The organism is Methylobacterium sp. 1A, from assembly GCF_058072805.1.
In genome coordinates this window covers 383912-400513 of record NZ_JBYQVE010000001.1, presented here as the reverse complement: position 1 = coordinate 400513, position 16602 = coordinate 383912, and the positions used below count along the sequence as shown (strand labels likewise).

The following is a 16602-nucleotide window of genomic DNA, read 5'->3' as shown; positions in this document are numbered from 1 at the left end:
CGCGCCCGCTCGGAACCGTCTCCGGAGGCGTCGCCTCCCGCGCGCCGGGACCCGCGGCGGCGCGCTAGCCGCGCGCGCCCTGGGGACCCGAACGCTTCTCCATCATGGCCTTGACCTGCATCAGCTGGTCCCAGACCTGGCCCGGCGAGGTGCCGAAGAAGTCGAAGCCGGCAGCGATGCCCCAGTAGATGCCGAAGCAGATGAACGGCACGAGCACCCAGGCCAGCACCTCCTCGCCGCGCCGGCGGCGCTGGCGACGCCGGCGCCGCTCCTCGCGCCGGGTGAGCTTCTTGGGGGGCGCCGGCTGCGCGACGGGGGACAGAGGTCCCTCGTGCAGGTTGTCAGTCATCGGGCGCCTCCTCGCCGCGGCGCATGCGCGTCGCGGCGGTCATAGACCGGCGGCCCCCGAGTCCGGAAGGCCGCCGGCCGGCCTGCACACCATTAGGCGCGCACGAGTGGCACCTTCGGCACGGTCCGGACGCCGCCGCCCGAGCTGCCGCCGCCGCCCTTGTTGTCCTTCGGCGTCTTCTTCCGGGCCGCGGTGCGGGGCTTGGCGCGCTTGTGGCGCTTGGCGGCGTTGGTCACGTCCTTCTCGGGCTTGGGCGTCACGGGACCCGCCGGGAAGTCGAAGCCCAGGCTGTCCTTGGCGCCGGCCTTGGCCTCGCCGTCCTCCGGCTTGCGGACGACCACGCGGACCGCGCCGCCGTCCTTCAGCTTGCCGAACAGGACCTCGTCGGCGAGCGGCGTCTTGATGGTCGACTGGATCAGCCGGGCCATCGGGCGCGCGCCCATCGCGTCGTCGTAGCCGTGCTCCACCAGCCAGTCCCGGGCCTCATCGGAGAGCTCGATCGTGACGTTGCGGTCGGCGAGCTGCGCCTCGAGCTGGAGGACGAACTTGTCCACCACCTTCGCCACCACGTCCTTCGGCAGGTGGCCGAACGAGATGATCGCGTCGAGCCGGTTGCGGAATTCCGGCGCGAACAGCCGGTTGATCGCCTCGACGTCGTCGCCGGAGCGCTTCGACTGGGTGAAGCCGTAGGCCGCCTTGGCCAGGTCCGAGGCGCCCGCGTTCGACGTCATGATGATGATGACGTTGCGGAAATCGACCTGCTTGCCGTTGTGGTCGGTTAGCTTCCCGTGATCCATAACCTGCAGCAGGATGTTGAACAGGTCCGGATGCGCCTTCTCGATCTCGTCGAGGAGGAGCACGCAGTGCGGGTGCTGGTCGATCCCGTCGGTGAGCAGGCCGCCCTGGTCGAAGCCCACGTAGCCGGGGGGCGCGCCGATCAGGCGGCTCACCGTGTGGCGCTCCATGTACTCCGACATGTCGAAGCGCAGCATCTCGACGCCGAGCGAGGCGGCGAGCTGCTTGGCGGCCTCGGTCTTGCCGACGCCGGTCGGGCCCGCGAACAGGTACGAGCCGATCGGCTTGTCCGGGTCGCGCAGGCCGGCCCGGGCCAGCTTGATCGCCGAGGTCAGGGCCTCGATGGCGTTCGGCTGTCCGTAGACCACGCGCTTCAGGTTCTCGGTCAGGTGCTGGAGCACCACCGCGTCGTCCTTGGAGACGGTCTTCGGCGGGATCCGGGCCATCGTGGCGATGGTCGCCTCGATTTCCTTGATGCCGATGGTGCGCTTGCGGCGCGCCTCCGGCACCAGCATCTGCGAGGCGCCCGTCTCGTCAATCACGTCGATCGCCTTGTCGGGCAGCTTGCGGTCGTTGATGTAGCGGGCCGACAGCTCCACCGCGGCCTTCACGGCCTCGGTCGTGTACTTGAGCTTGTGGAACTCCTCGAAGTACGGCCGCAGGCCCTTCACGATCTCGATCGTGTCGGGGATCGACGGCTCGTTGACGTCGATCTTCTGGAAGCGCCGCACCAGGGCGCGGTCCTTCTCGAAGTACTGGCGGTACTCCTTGTAGGTGGTCGAGCCGATGCAGCGCAGCGTGCCGGAGGCGAGCGCCGGCTTGAGCAGGTTCGACGCGTCCATGGCCCCGCCCGAGGTCGCGCCGGCGCCGATCACCGTGTGGATCTCGTCGATGAACATGATGGCGTTCGGGTGCGCCTCGATCTCCTTCATCACCTGCTTGAGGCGCTCCTCGAAGTCGCCCCGGTAGCGGGTGCCGGCGAGCAGCGTGCCCATGTCGAGGGAGAAGACGGTCGCGTCGGCGAGAACCTCCGGCACCTCGTGCTGGATGATCTTGCGCGCCAGACCTTCGGCGATCGCGGTCTTGCCGACGCCGGGATCGCCGACCAGCAGCGGGTTGTTCTTCTGCCGGCGGCAGAGGACCTGGATCGTCCGCTGGACCTCGCTCTCGCGGCCGATCAGCGGGTCGATCTTGCCGTCGCGGGCCTTCTTGTTGAGGTTGACGCAGTAGGCGTCGAGCGCGTCGCCCTTCTTCTTGGCACCGCGGGGATCGCCCTCGTCGCTCGGACGCTCGGACGCGCCCTCCTCGTCGGCACCGCGCACGGGCTTCGCCTCGGAGGCGCCGGGCCGCTTGGCGATGCCGTGGCTGATGTAATTGACCGCGTCGTAGCGGGTCATGTCCTGCTCCTGCAGGAAGTAGGCGGCGTGGCTCTCGCGCTCGGCGAAGATCGCCACCAGCACGTTGGCGCCGGTCACCTCCTCGCGGCCCGACGACTGGACGTGGATCACGGCGCGCTGGATCACGCGCTGGAACCCGGCCGTGGGCTTGGCGTCCTGCCGGCCATCGCCGGTGAGGTTGGAGAGCTCGGTGTCGACGTAGTCGACCAAGCTGCGCTTGAGCGTGTCGATCTCGACGTTGCAGGCGCGCATGACCGCGGCCGCATCTTGGTCATCCACCAGGGCGAGCAGGAGATGCTCCAGCGTCGCGTATTCGTGCCGGCGCTCCCCGGCGAGCGCCAGGGCGCGGTGGAGGGCTTGTTCTAGGCTGCGTGAGAAGCTTGGCAAAGCTGGCCTCTGTCCTTCGTGCCTACCGCGAGCGGCGCCTATTTCTTTTCCATAACGCACTGGAGAGGATGTTGGTGTTTGCGTGCGAAGTCCATGACCTGCGTCACCTTGGTCTCCGCCACCTCGTAGGTGAAGACCCCGCACTCGCCGACCCCGTTCTGATGCACGTGCATCATGATCTGGTAGGCGTCCTCGTGGCTCTTGTTGAAGAACCGCTCGACCACCAGGACCACGAACTCCATCGGCGTATAGTCGTCGTTCAGAAGGAGTACCCGGTACAGACTCGGCCGCTTGGTCCGCGGCTTCGTGCGCGTGATGATCGCGGTGTTGGACCGGTCGTCGCCCCCGGGCGTGCGCGAACCGGATGCCGTGACCGCGATACGCGCCGGCCGGTGCTCCCTGGTCGAACTCGCGGTGCCCTGCATGGGGACCTGTCTCATGTGCGTCGAACCGATCCCTTGCTCGGAGCGGGCGCCGCCGGCCCTCACGGCCGATCCTGATCCTGGCCTGCCGGGAGCAGCGCTCAGCTCCACGCCGTTTAATCTACAGACGGTGAGCCGACTTCGCCAGACGCCTGTGCGCACTTGTCCGCCCTGCACCGCGCGTCCCCGATGCATGATGGCCGACCCGCTAGCGCGCCGGGCCGGGACGGGCCGCGGCCGGCGCCACCGCCTTCGGCCGCAGGAACGCGCCGGTCAGGCCCAGCATCGCGTCGCCGGCGGCGGCCGAGCGGGCCGCGGCGCGCTCCCCGGCCCGCTGCAGGTACGCGGCCTGCACCGCCAGGATCTCGGTCGGGCTGCGGGCCGCCGCCAGCGCCCCCCAGGTCGCCCCGAGATCGTCGAGGGCCTTCTTGACCGAGTCGAGATACTCGATGCCGAGGGTCTGGGCCGCCCGGCTCGCGATCCCGAACCGCCGCAGGGGCGTCCCGAAGCCGGAGGCGACCGGGCTCAGGGGGAGGGCAGGGGGTCTCTGCATCGCCGATCTCCGGTCCGCCGCCGAGCCGGCCCGCCATCCGCGACCGACAGTTTCGGATCGCCGCGAGAGTGTGCGGCACGACAGCCAGCGTCAAGCTCGGGCCTGTAAGAGCGGCCGGCCGCGACCGGCACGGCATGGCCGACCGGCAACAGCGGGTCGGGAACGGCCGGTAAGCGGATGCCGGACCGGCACGATCCGGCACTCGCCGCGATCGCATTAACGGGCCTGTAACTGCACTTGCCTAACTCTCCACTGATGCAGCGGGGCCACGTGATCGGCGGAAGGCTCTGCAGGGGATACGACCGGCCAGATCCGGTCTCGCGAGGCAATCAGGCGTGATGCGTAGCGTAGTAGGCCGCTCCCGGACGATTCCAGCGCTCCCGGCCGCGATCCTGGCCGCCGCCGTCCTGACGGCCATGGCCTCACCGGCCGACGCCCGGCGCGGTCGGCACCACCACCATGCCCGCGCCGGCGGCGGCTACAACCCGCCCTACGCGGCGATGGTCGTGGACGTGAAGAGCGGCAAGACCTTGCACGCGGTGAACGAGGACGCCCTGCGGCACCCGGCCTCGATCACCAAGGTGATGACGCTCTACATGCTGTTCGAGCAGATGGAGCGGGGCAAGTTCGCCCTCGATTCCGACCTGACCATCTCGGCCCACGCCGCAGCCCAGGCGCCGTCCAAGCTCGGCCTGCGCCCCGGCCAGACCATCTCGGTCGAGGACGCCATCAAGGCGATCGTGACGAAGTCGGCGAACGACGTGGCCTGCGCCATCGGCGAGAACATCGCCGGCTCCGAGGAGCGCTTCGCCCAGATGATGACCGCGAAGGCCCACGCCCTCGGCATGAGCCGCACGCACTACGCCAACGCCTCGGGCCTGCCCGATCCGGACCAGCTGACCACCGCGCGCGACCTGACCGTGCTGGCCCGGGCGATCCAGGACCGGTTCCCGCACTACTACCGCTACTTCCAGACCCGGTCCTTCGCGTTCCGCGGCCGGGTGATCGGCAACCACAACCGCCTGCTGGGCAACGTCCAGGGCGTCGACGGGATCAAGACCGGCTACACCCGGGATTCCGGCTTCAACCTGATGACCGCGGCGAAGTCCGAGGGGCGCCAGATCGTGGCGATCGTGCTGGGCGGCAAGTCCGGCGCGAGCCGCGACCGGATCATGGCCGACCTCGTCCGCGCCAGCCTGCCGCGCGCCTATGCCGGCGCCCGGATCTCGGCGCCGGTCACCGAGGTCGCCGAGCGCGCCCGCCCGGCGGTCGTCGCCGACGCGGTCTCGCGGACCCGCACGCAGGTCGCCTCGGCGGACGACGAGGACGTCGAGACGACCGGCACCACCGGCGAGCCCCTCGACCTGTCCCCCGCCAAGACGACGACGCCGGGCGGCACCTGGAAGCCCGGCCCGCAGGGGATCCCGAAGGCGGCCCAGGCCTATGCCGGCGGCGGCAACGCCCAGCCGCCCTTCCCGGGCGCGTCCAAGTCCACGGCCCGGGTGGCCTCCCTCGAGCGCGACGAGCCGCCGAAGGCGGTCTCCGGCGCCCGCGTCGTCCCGACCGCCTGGGTGATCCAGCTCGGCGCCATGGACGACGAGTCCAAGGCCCGGACGATGCTCTCGGAGGCGCGCGCCAAGGTCGGCGGCAGCCTGTCGAAGGCCGCGCCCTACACGGTCAAGGTCGAGCACGGCGGCACCACGCTGTTCCGCGCCCGCTTCTCGGGCTTCGCCGAGCAGGATTCCGCCCAGGAGGCCTGCTCGGCCCTGAAGCGCAGCGGCTTCAGCTGCTTCGCCACCCGGAGCTGAGACCCGCGAGACCCGCCGGCGCGCCCGCGCGCCGCGTTTCGCGAGCCACCGGCGCGCCCGCGCGCCGGATACGGAACGGCCGCGACCGAGTTCGTCCGCGGCCGACGATCGGTAACTCTCTGACAACGCGCGTGGAGTTCAGCGATGTCGGTTCAGAAGCCTGTCCCGGGCCGCGTTGACGCGCGCCGCGCCCTCGGCGCTGCCCCCCTGGTCGGGGTGGGCGCGCTTCATGAGAGACCGGTGGGCCGACCGGATCTCCTCAGCGGTCGCCCCGCGCTGAAGCCCCAGGATCTCGTACGCCTGCTCCTGCGTCATCGCCCCTGGATGCGGCGGACGGCGCGGCCGCGGGTCGCGATCGCCCTCAGCGTCTACACGCCATCCGGGCGACCGGCGGTCGAGATACGGCTCTAGCAGGGCGGCGCCGGCGGCGTCGCGGATCCGGCAGAGCCGCAGCAGCTCGACCACGGCCCCGGTGGGCATGCTGTCGAGCCACGCGCCGGCGCCCGGCCCCGCGATGACGCGGCCCGTGCGCAGGCTGCCGTCCGGGCGCACGAGGGCGTCGATCAGGACCGTGCGGAAGCGGCGGTCCTCCGGGTCGCGCGGGCGCTCGCCGGATCCCGGCCGGATCAGCCGGCGCAGCCGCGCGGTCATGGCGGCCTGGCCCTCGATCATCCAGACGCCGCTCAGCCCGAGCAGTGCCGCGAGGACGAAGTTCCCGCGCAGGAGCAGGAACCCGGCCGCGAGCAGCGCGAAGGCGCCGAAGGTCGGCAGACGCGACCGCCCGAGGGCGGCGCCGAGGCCCGCCCGGAGACCGCCGCGGAGCCTCCGGCCGAGGCCGCCCGAGTTCTTCGACAGCCACCACAGGGTCAGGCAGGCGAGCAGGCCGGCGAACAGCACCATCGCTCAGCGCCGCACGCCGTAGAGGGCGGACGCGCTCCCGCCGATCTGGATGCTCGTCCCGTCCCCGAGATCGAAGTGGCCCGGCCGGCGCGGCGTCGGCGGGCGCACGCTCGCGTCGCAGCCGGGCTGCGGCGGGAGACGCACGCCCTCGGGCAGGTTCTCCGGGCAGAGGCGCGCGCGCGTCGGCGCCTCGCCGGCCCGCGCGGCGGCGGCGAGGAGGATCAGGGTCAGGAGGAGGGCCGCGCGCGTCATCGCCGGTTCTCCGCGACCTCGGCGGTGGTGACGCGGACCTGCCGGATCCGGCCGTCGCGCTCCACCTTGAGGGTCACCCCGGCGCCGAGGCCGGCCTCCTCGATGGCCGCGGTCAGGTCCGCGAGGCGGTGGACCGGGCGATCGTTGGCCTCGACGATCACGTCGCCGAGGTCGCCGGTCTGCGGGTCGACGCCGCGCAGACCGGCCTGCGCGGCCGGGGAGCCGGGCAGCACCCGCACGATCACCACGCCGTCGATGCCGAGCCGCGCGGTGGCCGCCTCCTGGGCGGCGATGATGCCGATGCCGGGATTGCGCACGCGGCCGGCCTTGATCAGCTCCGGCACGATCCGGTTCACCACGTCGACGGGGATCGCGAAGCCGATGCCGGCGCTGGCGCCGGACGGTGACACGATGGCGGTGTTGACGCCGATCAGCCGGCCGGCGGAATCGAGGAGCGGGCCGCCGGAATTGCCCGGGTTGATCGCCGCGTCCGTCTGGATGACGCCGGACACTTCGCGGCCCTCGCTCGTCGGCATGCGGCGGCGCACGGCGCTGATGACGCCGGTGGTCAGCGTGTGGTCGAGGCCGAACGGGTTGCCGATGGCGAAGGCCGACTGCCCGACCTTGAGATCGGCCGAGGTGCCGATCGCCAGCGGCGGCGGCATGTGGCGCACCCGCCCCAATTGCAGGACCGCGAGGTCGTAGGACGGCGCCATCCCGACGAGGGTGGCGGGCACGACCTCGCCGTCGCTCATCCGGACCGAGACCGAGCCGCCGCTCCGCGCGGCGTTCTGCACGACGTGGGTGTTGGTGACGATGTGGCCGGCGCCGTCCCACACGAAGCCGGTGCCGGTCTGCGTCCCGCCCTGCTCGCCGCCCTGGTCGTCGAGGTCGAGCAGGTCGCGGTTCTGCGCGGCGCCCTGCGCGAAAACGTGAACGACGGACGGGCTCGCGCGCTCGAACAGCGCGACCGTCGAGGACTCGGCCGGCGCCAGATCGCCGCGGGCCGTGATCGCCCGGGGCGTGTCGGCCGCGTAGAGCAGCGGCTGCAGGTAGGGCTGGGCGACGTAGAGCGCCAGCAGGACCACGACCGCGGCGAGGACGATGCGCACGGTACGATCCGGCACGGGTGACTCCGAGAGAAGCGCGTAGGCGGGCCCCGACGGGCCGAGCCTTAAGTGCGCGTTCAGGATCGGGGCGTCAACACAGAGGGGCGCCGCCGCCGACAGGCCCCTGACGTGTTCTGGCGCACGTCGGCGACCGGCGCAGACTGGCTAACGGAATGGTCATCATTCAGGAGCCACAATTCTCGCAAGTCCAGGGCAGCTCAGTCGCGCTCAATACGGACATGGAACACCGAACCGCGCCCGAACTCGTGCCTCGGCACCGGATGCTGGTTTCGAGAACCGCCCGAATTGATCGCAAAGCTGCCGCAGAGATGCTTGCATTGACGCTCAGACCATCGATCGCCGCAGCCCCTCGGCAGAGCCCGGCGGCGGCGATCTGAACGGTCCAAAACGGTTCGGAAGGACGAGTACCCATGGAAACCGAAGCTCTGGAACGGCCCGCGGATCTGACGATCTGGCGCACGGCCCCGGCGAGCGCCCCGCTCGCGCAGCCCGAGCGCTACCGGACCCTGCGGGAGGCGATCGCCGCCGCGGCCGGCGCCCTGGCCGACCCGGCCAAGCAGCCCTGGATCATCACCGAAGAGGGCGAGATCCTCTCGCCGAACTGGATCCGCACCTACCTGAACTGACGATCGATCTCCCGGAGAACGGGGATACCGGGGACGGCGGCGCGAAGCCCCGCCCCGGTGCCCCGCGGGCTCACTCCGCGGCGTCCGACTGGCGGAAGCCCTCGATCCCGACCTGGTCGGGGTTGATCGCGTGCAGCGCCCGGCGGGCCGCCTCGAGCGGGTGCTCGGCCTCGATCCGGACCGAGGTCAGATCCGGGCTCTTGTAGACCGTCACGATCGTGTCCATCACCTCGGTCAGCGTCGTGCGCTTGTCCTCGGGGGCGGCGATCAGCAGCTGCAGCCCCCAGGCGCGGTAGAGATCGACCAGCGCCTGGCTGTTGCGCACGTCGAGCTTCGAGAACGCCTCGTCGAGCAGGCACAGGCCGAGCCCCGGATTCTCGTCGCCCGGCCGGTCGCCCGGATAGTAGGCGCTGGCGAGCGACGCGGCGATCGCCACGTAGAACGGCGCCTGCGCCTCGCCGCCGGAGCCGCGCAGCGCCCGGGCCGACATCGTGGTGCGGTTGCCCGCCCGGTCGCGCATGCCGATCTCGTAGACGAAGTAGTTGCGGTAATCGGCGAGCCGCGCCGCGTCGTCCGCGCCGGCGATCAGCGCGGTGATCTCCTCGAGCGCGGCCGCCATCGGCCCCTCCGCCTCGCCGGCGAGCAGCGCCTGCGCGGCCTCGGGCGAGCGGGCGGTCTCGGTGGCCAGCGCGTGGACGGCGGCGTAGCGGCGGTCCACCGCCGCCTCGAACGCGTAGGTCTGGCCGGTGAAGCTGCGCGCCGAGAGCCGCTCGTTCAGGGCCGCGAGCCGGGCATGGACCCGCTCGAACCGGTCGGCGAGGCGCGTCAGCAGGTCCTCGGTCATGAGGCGGCGCATCTCGGACTCGGCCCGCTCGGCCTGCGCCCGGTAGCGGCGCAGCTCGTGCCCCTCGACCGCCTCGTATTCCCGGCGCACCCAGGCGAAGCCGTCGATCGCCGGGGCGTCCCCCGAGGCCAGCGGGTTCTCGACCCGCCAGGCGGCGCAGGCCTCCGCCAGCTCGCGCTCGGCGATCCGCCCGTGCGAGCGGGCGGCCTCGGCGGAATCCCGCGCGAGGCCGCGCTCGGCGCTCACCCGCGCCCCGGCCGCCTTGGCGTCGAGGCCGGCGAGCGCCCGCCGCGCCTCGGCGACCGCGCCGAGGTCGAAGGGCTCGGCCCGGGCGAGGCGCACCCGCGCCGCGTCGCCCGCGTTCAGCTGGCGCAGGGCCGCCCGGCGGGCCGACAGGGCGGCGCGGACGGCCTCGCGCATTGGCCCCATCCGGGCGCGCAGGGCCGCCTCGTCGGCGAGCAGGCGGTCGAGCTTCGGCTCCAGCTCCTCCGACAATTCCCGCAGGTAGCCGACCCGCTCGGTGGTCAGCGCGGCGATCTCGGCGGCGAGCCCGGCCGTGTCGCGCTTCTCGATCCCCTCCCGCTCGGTCTGGAGCGTGCGCCGCCGCCCCTCCAGCCCGTCGAGCTCGGCCCGCAGCGCCTCCACCGCGTCGAGGCCCCGGGCGACGCGGGCCCGGATCGCGGCGGCCGTCCGGGCGGCCTCGCGCAGGACCGCGGCCTCGCCGCGCAGGCGCCGCGCCTCCGCGACGGCGATCTCGTGGGCGCGGCGGCTGTCGGCGGTCGGCCCGCGATGGCCGCGGGTCATCAGCAGGTCGACGCTGCGGGTGACCGTGTAGGCCATGCCGGCCGTGGTCCGGCCGCTGGGCGCCACGGCCCGGGACAGGCGCGCCAGTTCGGCATCGTCCCGGGCGAGGTCGTAGCCGCCGAGCCGCACGCCGAGGAACGCCTCGGCGTGGGGGTCGCTGGTCTCGATCACGGTGAGCGGACCGTCGTCGTAGCGGCGGACGCGCTGCTTGGCGGTGTCGGTGGTCTTGACCAGGATGCAGCGGCTGAAGCGGTCGCGGCCCGATTGCAGCACGCCGAGGGCCTCGCTCAGCCGGTCCGGGGCGACCACCAGGGCCTCGCGGGCGCGCCCGAGCAGCCCTTCGAGCGCCGGCCCCCAGGTCGGGTCGACGATCTCGGCCAATTCGCAGATCGGCAGCGCGTCGATGCCGCGCCGCCCCAGCTCGCCGCGGAACGCCACCGTGTCGGAGGACAGCCGCGCCGCCGGGCCGCCGCCGGTGCGCGGCGCCGTGCGCTCGGCCTCGCTCTCCTGCGCGCGGGCCTTGAGCGCCGCGTCCTCGGCGGCCCGCTCCAGGGCCTCGTCGAAGTCGGGCAGGCGCGCCAGCCCGTCGGCCAGCTCGGCCAGCGGGCCGTCGGGGCGCAGGATCTCCTCGGGCGAGGAGTCCCGGCGCAGGCCCGCCCGGGCGCAGGCCTCGGCGAGGCGGGCAGCCTGCGGGCAGCTCTGCCGCAGGATCGGGGTGACCGGCTGGAGCTTGGCCATCTGCCCGACGAGGGCGACGAGGTCGCCGATCCGGCCGATCAGCTCCTTGCGGTCGCGCTCCAGCATGGACAGGCCGAGCGTCGAGGCCGCGAGCCGGCCCTCGGCGGCGCCCGCGGCGGCCAGCGCCTTCTTCTCGGCGATCTCGCCGTCGATCTCGCGGACGTAGCCGCGGCTCGCCGCGACGCGCTCGCGGGCGATGCGCAGGGTGTCGGCGCCCTCGCGGAGGCGGCCCCGGACGGCGATGAGGTCGAGACTGCGGCGGCGCAGATCGGCGCTGGCCGCCCGCAGCTCGTGCGTCGCGGCGGCGAGGACCGCCTCGCCCCAGGCCTCGTAGCGGTCGCGCAGGCGCCGCAGGCGCCCGAGCCGGGTCTCCAGCTCGGCGATGGTCTCCCGGAGGCGGCGCCAGTTGGCGATGGAGTGGCGCACGCGCTCGACGTCGAGGGGCTCCGGCTCGAGCACGAAGGCGCGCACGAAGGCGCTGGTGTCGAAGATCGGCTTGAACGCCACCGCGTTGGCGAAGCTGCGCAGGAAGTGGCGCGGCTCCGGCGCCGGCGCGCCCTCGCGCAGGGTCGCCAGCACGTCGGCCGTGAAGCGCTCGCCGGAGGTGCGGTACTCGGTGAAGCTCGACGCGCGGGCGCGCAGCTCCGCGGCGATCTCGCTCCAGGGCGCCGTGTAGGTGCCGCCGGGGGCGGTGCGGGCGTAGTCGGAGACCTCGAACCGGTGCCCGACCGCGATGAAGCGCGACAGCACGGTCTCCTTCGGCTCGGCGGCCCGCGCCGCCAGGGCGAGGCCGACCGAGACCACGCGGCCGGAATCGGGGTTCTCGAAGACCAGCACCAGCACGGTCTCGCAGGATTCCCGCGTCGGGCGGCCGCCCTCCGCCGGGTCGCTGATCCAGCCCAGGCAGTAGTCGCGCACGGTGCGGGCGCTGCGGCCGGAGGCCGAGGCGTTGAGGGCGAGGCGGCTGGCGTTGTTGCCGGCCAGCACCGTGCCGACCGCGTCGAAGATCGTCGACTTCCCGGCGCCGGTCGGCCCGACCAGCGCCGCGGCGCCGCGCAGGCGGATCTGCTCGCGGCGGATCAGGTACCAGTTCGAGATGGCGATGTCGGTGAGGACGTACACGGTGTCGGTGGGTCGGGTCGGTGGCGAGGAATGAGCGGCCCAGTTGGCCGGACTCGGCCGCGTATGCAAGCCGACACACGCGAACCCGTGAAGCCTGATCCTACCTCAGGTTATAACCCTGTTAGCACAAACTGTTCATGTCCTGCGGGTCTCGCCTGCACGACCGGAACCGACCGATGCGTCTCAGTCTCAAAGCAAAACTCAGCGGCCTCTTCGCCCTCCTGCTCCTGGCGGCGATCGTTCAGGGCGGCGTGACCCTCTACAAGATGCAGGCGGTCGACCAGCGGCTCGCGGAGCTGATCGACAACGCCGTGCCGTCGATCAACGAGGCCCAGGCGATCAACGCCCTCGTGATGCGCTCGCGACTGTGGCAGTTCCGCTACGTGACGGCGGATACCGACGCCGAGCGCGAGACCAGCCTGAAGAACGCCGACGAGATGATGCGGAACCGCCAGGCCAAGGCCGAGGCGTACCGCAGCCTGGTGGCGTCGAAGGAGGAGCAGGGGATCTACGACGACCTGCTCGCCAAGCTGGCGGTGCAGCAGGCCGACTGGACCCGTCTGCGCGCCTTCCCGGCCGACCAGCACGACCAGGCGCTCGCCTATTTCCGCGGGCCGATGAACGCCAACTACCTCGCGGCCTCCAGCGCGACCCGCGCCCTCGCCGACCTGAACATCCGGAACGGCGAGGCGGCCGGGCGCGCGGCCCGCGACAGCCAGGCCGACGCGGTCCGGACGACCGTCGTGAGCCTGCTCGTCAGCCTCGTCATCGCGCTCGGCGCCATGCTGTACGCCTTCACGGGCGTGTCGCGGCCGCTTTCCGGGATGACGCTGTCCATGCGGCGGCTCGCCGACGGCGACACCCAGGCCGAGATCCCCTACGCGGCGCGGCGGGACGAGATCGGCGCCATGTCGGCGACCGTCGCGGTATTCCGGGAGAACCTGCTCCACGCCCGCGCCCTCGAGGCCGAGACCGCGCAGGCCCGGGCCGGCGCCGAGGTGCAGCGCCGGCAGGCGACGCGCGAACTCGCCGACCGGTTCGAATCCGCCATCGGCGGCATCGTCGGCTCGGTGACGTCGGCGGCGACGCAGCTCCAGTCCACGGCCCAGAGCCTCACCGCGACGGCGACGCAGACGGCCGGCCAGTCTACCAGCGCGGCGGCGGCGGCCGAGGAGGCCTCCTCCAACGTCACCACGGTCGCGGCGGCGGCCGAGGAGCTCGGCTCCTCGGTCAACGAGATCGGCCGCCAGGTCGGCTCCTCGGCGGACCTGGCGCAGGCCGCCGTCCGCGAGGCCGCCGCCACGGCCGACCTCGTCCAAGCCCTGAGCACCGGCGCGCGCCGGGTCGGCGAAGTGGTCGACCTCATCTCGGCGATCGCCAGCCAGACCAACCTGCTGGCGCTGAACGCCACGATCGAGGCGGCCCGGGCCGGCGTCGCCGGCCGCGGCTTCGCGGTCGTCGCCACCGAGGTGAAGGCGCTGGCCGACCAGACCGCCAAGGCGACGGCCGAGATCTCGGCCCAGATCGCGCAGATCCAGGGCTCGACCGGCCAGGCCGTCCAGGCCATCGACGGCATCGCCGGCCGCATCCGCGAGATCAGCGGCATGGCCAACTCCATCGCGGCGGCGGTGGAGGAGCAGGGCGCGGCCACGCAGGAGATCGTCCGCAACGTCGCCGAGGCCGCGACCGGGACCGAGTCGGTGACCGTCAATGTCAGCGGCGTCGCCGGCGCCGCCGAGGAAACCGGCGCGGCCGCCGCGCAGGTCCTGGCCTCGGCCTCCGAGATGGCCCGCCAGGCGGCCCATCTCGGCAGCGAGGTCGAGCACTTCCTGGCGACGGTCCGGGCGGCCTGAGCGCGGTCACGTGGGTTCGGCCGCACGTCGCGGTTGACGTATCTCACCCCGTCATCGCGGGCGCAGCGAAGTGACCCAGGGCAGCGCGACATCCGTGAGCGTGGCGCGGCTGGATTGCTTCGCTCCGCTCGCAAAGACGGCGCCGAACTGGTCGACCGGACGGCGGAATCAGGCCTCGCCGGCCTCGGACCACGCCCGCAGGCGCTCCATCCAGGCGTCGGAGGCCAGCACCGTCAGCCCCGGCAGGAGCGACAGCGGCGTGACCCGCTCGACCCGGTCGCGCTCGCCGAGGCGCAGGCCGCCGCGCTTGGCGTAGAGGCGCAGGATGTCGGCGAGCCGGCCCTCCTCGGGGGGCTCGTTGCGCGCCACGGCGCGGATCTTCTCGACGATCTCGTCGGTGGTGCAGTCGACGATCCCGTCCGTTCCGGCCCGGTGGTCGCGCAGGCCCTCCTCGTAGAGGAGCCGGAGCGCCAGCAGCACCAGGGTCTCGTCCTTGCGCAGGCGCTCCGAGACGATGTCGTGGCGCGGGGCGTCGGCGGCCGGGCTCAGCGAGACCATCTGGTCGCGGTGCGAGACGGTCAGCGCGTAGCCGAGGCAGGCGAAATAGTCGGTGAAGAACGGCGCGTAGTGCCGGGCGAGCTCGTAGGAGCGGCCGATGCCCTGCGTCTCGGCGTAGATCACCTGCCCCTTCAGCAGCACCTGGAGGGCGCGGCACAGCTCCTCGGCGTCCGGCGCCCGGGCGCCGGGGGGCGGCGGCTCGTCGCCGTCGATGATCGCGCGGAAGCCCTCAAGCACGGGGACGGCGCTCCAGCAGGAAATCCGGGCAGTCCAGCCAGCCGTTGACCACGCGCTCGGGCAGCCGGGTCAGGGCGTAGCGCGCGCCGAGCTTGGCGTCGAACAGCACGTCGATCTCACGCAGGCGCTGGAACACGATGAAGTCGTCGACGCCCGCGATGACGATCTGCGACCCGCGCAGCCGCACCGCCTTGCCGAGCCGGGCCTCCACGAAGGCGCTCATGCTCTCGGGCGTCACGGTGGTGCGGCGGCGGAACTCCGCCTTGGCGGCCGCGAAGGCGTCGACCACGGGGTCGTCCTCGATGTCGGGCAGTGGCTCCATGTCGATGGCCGACTTGCGGGCGCGCGGCGCCTGGAGATGCGCGTGCCCGATCGGCGGCCGCAGCAGCGAGACGTCGCCCGGCACCTCGGGGGCGATCTCCGACCCGCCGACGGCGCGCAGCATCGCGGCGACGCGCTCGACGCCGCTCGGGTCCGGGCGGTCCATCACGTGCAGCGCGGAGGCGATCCGGCGCTCCAGGCGCGCCACCACGGCGTCGACGGCGTCGAGGTGGTTGTCGAGGCCCTCGAACACCGCGAGGATCTGGGCGAGATCCGCCCGGACGGCCCGCTGCGCCGTGTCGAGATCGGCGCTCCGCCCCTCGCGGATCAGGCCCTCGGCCAGGGCCCGGACCGTGAGGGCATCGCGCAGCGCCCGGCCGGCCTCGCGCACCACGCTGGCGCGGAAGCGGAACGGGTTGAAGCGGGTGTGCAGCGTCCGGTAGTCGCTGATCAGGTGGCGCTCGACGAAGTCCTCGAAGAACAGCCGGAAGGTCTTGGCGCGGTCGGGCTCGCGCAGGATGCGCTCCTCGACCTTGCGCATGCCGGCCGCGAGGCCGCGCACGTGGGACAGGAAGGCGGCCGCGCCCCGCGCGGCGTTGGACAGCGCCTCGGATCGGTTCGCCGGGTCCGACAGGGCGCTCTCGAGCCCGCCCAGCACCTCCAGGACGGCGCCCCCGTAGGAGCGGGTCTCGCCCCGCTCCAGCCGCGACAGCTCCTCCAGGAGGAGGCGGGCCTCGGGATCGAACTCCGCGACCGGGACGTAGCGCTCGCGGCGCTCGATCAGCCAGCCGGTGTCGAGGAGGCGCCGGTAGAGCGCCGTGCGGCGCTCGGCCGGGTCGGCCGAGATCGGCTCGTCGCCGCTGACCTCGGGGTCGCTCCAGCCGGCGGCGAAGTCGCCGATCTCGGCCAGGAGCTCGGCCTTGCGCACCGGCTCGGCCCCGAGGACGCGCCGGTGCAGGTGCAGGAGCAGGGCCGCGTTGAAGCCGCGGCTCGGCGAGGCCAGCGGCTTGAACAGCTCGTCGGACAGCTGCGCGAACAGCATCGTCTCGTAATTCCCGCGGTCGCGCAGCCGTGCCGCTTACTTCGCGCCGAGGAGCTCGACGTCGAAGATCAGCGTGGCGTTCGGCGGGATCACGCCGCCGGCGCCGCGGGCGCCGTAGCCGAGCTGCGGCGGGATGATCAGGGTGCGCTTGCCGCCGGTCTTCATGGTGGCGACGCCCTCGTCCCAGCCCTTGATCACCTGGCCGGCGCCGAGGGGGAAGCTGAAGGGCTGGTTGCGGTCGCGGGACGAGTCGAACTTCTTGCCCTTCTTGCCGCCCTCGTCGAGCCAGCCGGTGTACTGGACGGTGACCGTCTGGCCGGCCTTCGGCTCGGGCCCGGTGCCGACGACCTCGTCCTGATACTTGAGGCCCGACTGGGTGGTCACGGTCTCGGCATTGGCGGCTGTGGTCATGGCGATCAACGCGGCTCCGAAGAGGGGGGACAGGCGAGGCATGGTTTCTCCCT

General features: G+C 72.7%; 14 protein-coding genes. 3 read left to right on the top strand and 11 right to left on the bottom strand.

The features are described 5' to 3' along the window. Positions 1 to 64 precede the first annotated feature (64 nt). The 4 genes from ACX9MN_RS01890 to ACX9MN_RS01875 form a co-directional block, all read right to left on the bottom strand. Positions 65 to 349: a hypothetical protein gene (locus ACX9MN_RS01890; RefSeq protein WP_020095819.1), complete on the bottom strand. Its 285-nt coding sequence runs from the start codon at positions 347 to 349 to the stop codon at positions 65 to 67. 92 nt (positions 350 to 441) lie between these two features. Then, positions 442 to 2928: an ATP-dependent Clp protease ATP-binding subunit ClpA gene (gene clpA, locus ACX9MN_RS01885; protein WP_026605345.1), complete on the bottom strand. Its 2487-nt coding sequence runs from the start codon at positions 2926 to 2928 to the stop codon at positions 442 to 444. A gap of 38 nt (positions 2929 to 2966) precedes the next feature. After that, positions 2967 to 3353 (bottom strand): ATP-dependent Clp protease adapter ClpS, encoded by a 387-nt coding sequence (clpS, locus tag ACX9MN_RS01880; protein ID WP_026605344.1) that lies wholly within the window; start codon positions 3351 to 3353, stop codon positions 2967 to 2969. Between the two features lie 205 nt (positions 3354 to 3558). Continuing rightward, positions 3559 to 3903 (bottom strand): phasin family protein, encoded by a 345-nt coding sequence (locus tag ACX9MN_RS01875; RefSeq protein ID WP_091679819.1) that lies wholly within the window; start codon positions 3901 to 3903, stop codon positions 3559 to 3561. Between the two features lie 338 nt (positions 3904 to 4241). Here ACX9MN_RS01875 and ACX9MN_RS01870 point away from each other — a divergent pair, with 338 nt between their 5' ends. After that, the gene (locus ACX9MN_RS01870) at positions 4242 to 5711 is read left to right on the top strand and encodes a D-alanyl-D-alanine carboxypeptidase (RefSeq protein WP_091924950.1); all 1470 of its coding nucleotides are present in this window, start codon (positions 4242 to 4244) and stop codon (positions 5709 to 5711) included. 138 nt (positions 5712 to 5849) lie between these two features. On the opposite strand, the gene ACX9MN_RS01865 is transcribed toward ACX9MN_RS01870, so the two are convergent. From ACX9MN_RS01865 to ACX9MN_RS01855, 3 genes are read right to left on the bottom strand one after another with little or no spacing between them, the layout of a single operon-like run. Next, the gene (locus ACX9MN_RS01865; RefSeq protein WP_489723604.1) at positions 5850 to 6611 is read right to left on the bottom strand and encodes a J domain-containing protein; all 762 of its coding nucleotides are present in this window, start codon (positions 6609 to 6611) and stop codon (positions 5850 to 5852) included. A 3-nt stretch (positions 6612 to 6614) separates the two neighbouring features. Further along, the gene (locus ACX9MN_RS01860; RefSeq protein ID WP_020095812.1) at positions 6615 to 6863 is read right to left on the bottom strand and encodes a hypothetical protein; all 249 of its coding nucleotides are present in this window, start codon (positions 6861 to 6863) and stop codon (positions 6615 to 6617) included. Further along, positions 6860 to 7990 (bottom strand): S1C family serine protease, encoded by a 1131-nt coding sequence (locus tag ACX9MN_RS01855; protein ID WP_489723603.1) that lies wholly within the window; start codon positions 7988 to 7990, stop codon positions 6860 to 6862. The genes ACX9MN_RS01860 and ACX9MN_RS01855 overlap by 4 nt, the downstream gene beginning before the upstream one ends. 413 nt (positions 7991 to 8403) lie before the next feature. Between ACX9MN_RS01855 and ACX9MN_RS01850 the strand changes: the two genes are divergently transcribed. Next, a complete protein-coding gene (locus ACX9MN_RS01850) occupies positions 8404 to 8619 on the top strand; it encodes a hypothetical protein (RefSeq protein ID WP_042674010.1) in 216 nt (71 codons plus the stop codon). A 70-nt stretch (positions 8620 to 8689) separates the two neighbouring features. Here ACX9MN_RS01850 and ACX9MN_RS01845 read toward each other — a convergent pair whose 3' ends face one another. Next, positions 8690 to 12127 (bottom strand): SbcC/MukB-like Walker B domain-containing protein, encoded by a 3438-nt coding sequence (locus tag ACX9MN_RS01845; protein WP_489723602.1) that lies wholly within the window; start codon positions 12125 to 12127, stop codon positions 8690 to 8692. Positions 12128 to 12303: 176 nt separating this feature from the next. On the opposite strand from ACX9MN_RS01845, the gene ACX9MN_RS01840 reads away from it, so the two are divergent. Next, entirely contained in the window at positions 12304 to 13980 is a 1677-nt protein-coding gene (locus ACX9MN_RS01840; protein WP_489723601.1) for a methyl-accepting chemotaxis protein, read from the top strand. A 168-nt stretch (positions 13981 to 14148) separates the two neighbouring features. Here ACX9MN_RS01840 and ACX9MN_RS01835 read toward each other — a convergent pair whose 3' ends face one another. From ACX9MN_RS01835 to ACX9MN_RS01825, 3 genes are read right to left on the bottom strand one after another with little or no spacing between them, the layout of a single operon-like run. Beyond that, a complete protein-coding gene (locus tag ACX9MN_RS01835; RefSeq protein WP_020095807.1) occupies positions 14149 to 14775 on the bottom strand; it encodes a DUF4194 domain-containing protein in 627 nt (208 codons plus the stop codon). Further along, on the bottom strand, positions 14768 to 16138 hold the full coding sequence (locus ACX9MN_RS01830) for a Wadjet anti-phage system protein JetA family protein (protein WP_091679805.1): 1371 nt from the start codon (positions 16136 to 16138) through the stop codon (positions 14768 to 14770). The genes ACX9MN_RS01835 and ACX9MN_RS01830 overlap by 8 nt, the downstream gene beginning before the upstream one ends. Positions 16139 to 16174: 36 nt before the next feature. Continuing rightward, positions 16175 to 16591 carry an FKBP-type peptidyl-prolyl cis-trans isomerase gene (locus ACX9MN_RS01825; RefSeq protein WP_489723600.1) on the bottom strand — a complete coding sequence of 139 codons (417 nt, stop codon included), beginning with the start codon at positions 16589 to 16591 and terminating at the stop codon, positions 16175 to 16177. Positions 16592 to 16602: the final 11 nt, after the last annotated feature.

Bases quoted from the DNA above. Each gene is read 5' to 3' on its own strand.
- ACX9MN_RS01865 (WP_489723604.1), bottom strand. From the start codon at position 6,611: ATGGTGCTGTTCGCCGGCCTGCTCGCCTGCCTGACCCTGTGGTGGCTG.
- ACX9MN_RS01875 (WP_091679819.1), bottom strand. From the start codon at position 3,903: ATGCAGAGACCCCCTGCCCTCCCCCTGAGCCCGGTCGCCTCCGGCTTC.
- ACX9MN_RS01860 (WP_020095812.1), bottom strand. From the start codon at position 6,863: ATGACGCGCGCGGCCCTCCTCCTGACCCTGATCCTCCTCGCCGCCGCC.
- ACX9MN_RS01825 (WP_489723600.1), bottom strand. From the start codon at position 16,591: ATGCCTCGCCTGTCCCCCCTCTTCGGAGCCGCGTTGATCGCCATGACC.
- ACX9MN_RS01830 (WP_091679805.1), bottom strand. From the start codon at position 16,138: ATGCTGTTCGCGCAGCTGTCCGACGAGCTGTTCAAGCCGCTGGCCTCG.
- ACX9MN_RS01840 (WP_489723601.1), top strand. From the start codon at position 12,304: ATGCGTCTCAGTCTCAAAGCAAAACTCAGCGGCCTCTTCGCCCTCCTG.
- ACX9MN_RS01870 (WP_091924950.1), top strand. From the start codon at position 4,242: ATGCGTAGCGTAGTAGGCCGCTCCCGGACGATTCCAGCGCTCCCGGCC.
- clpS (WP_026605344.1), bottom strand. From the start codon at position 3,353: ATGCAGGGCACCGCGAGTTCGACCAGGGAGCACCGGCCGGCGCGTATC.
- ACX9MN_RS01850 (WP_042674010.1), top strand. From the start codon at position 8,404: ATGGAAACCGAAGCTCTGGAACGGCCCGCGGATCTGACGATCTGGCGC.
- ACX9MN_RS01890 (WP_020095819.1), bottom strand. From the start codon at position 349: ATGACTGACAACCTGCACGAGGGACCTCTGTCCCCCGTCGCGCAGCCG.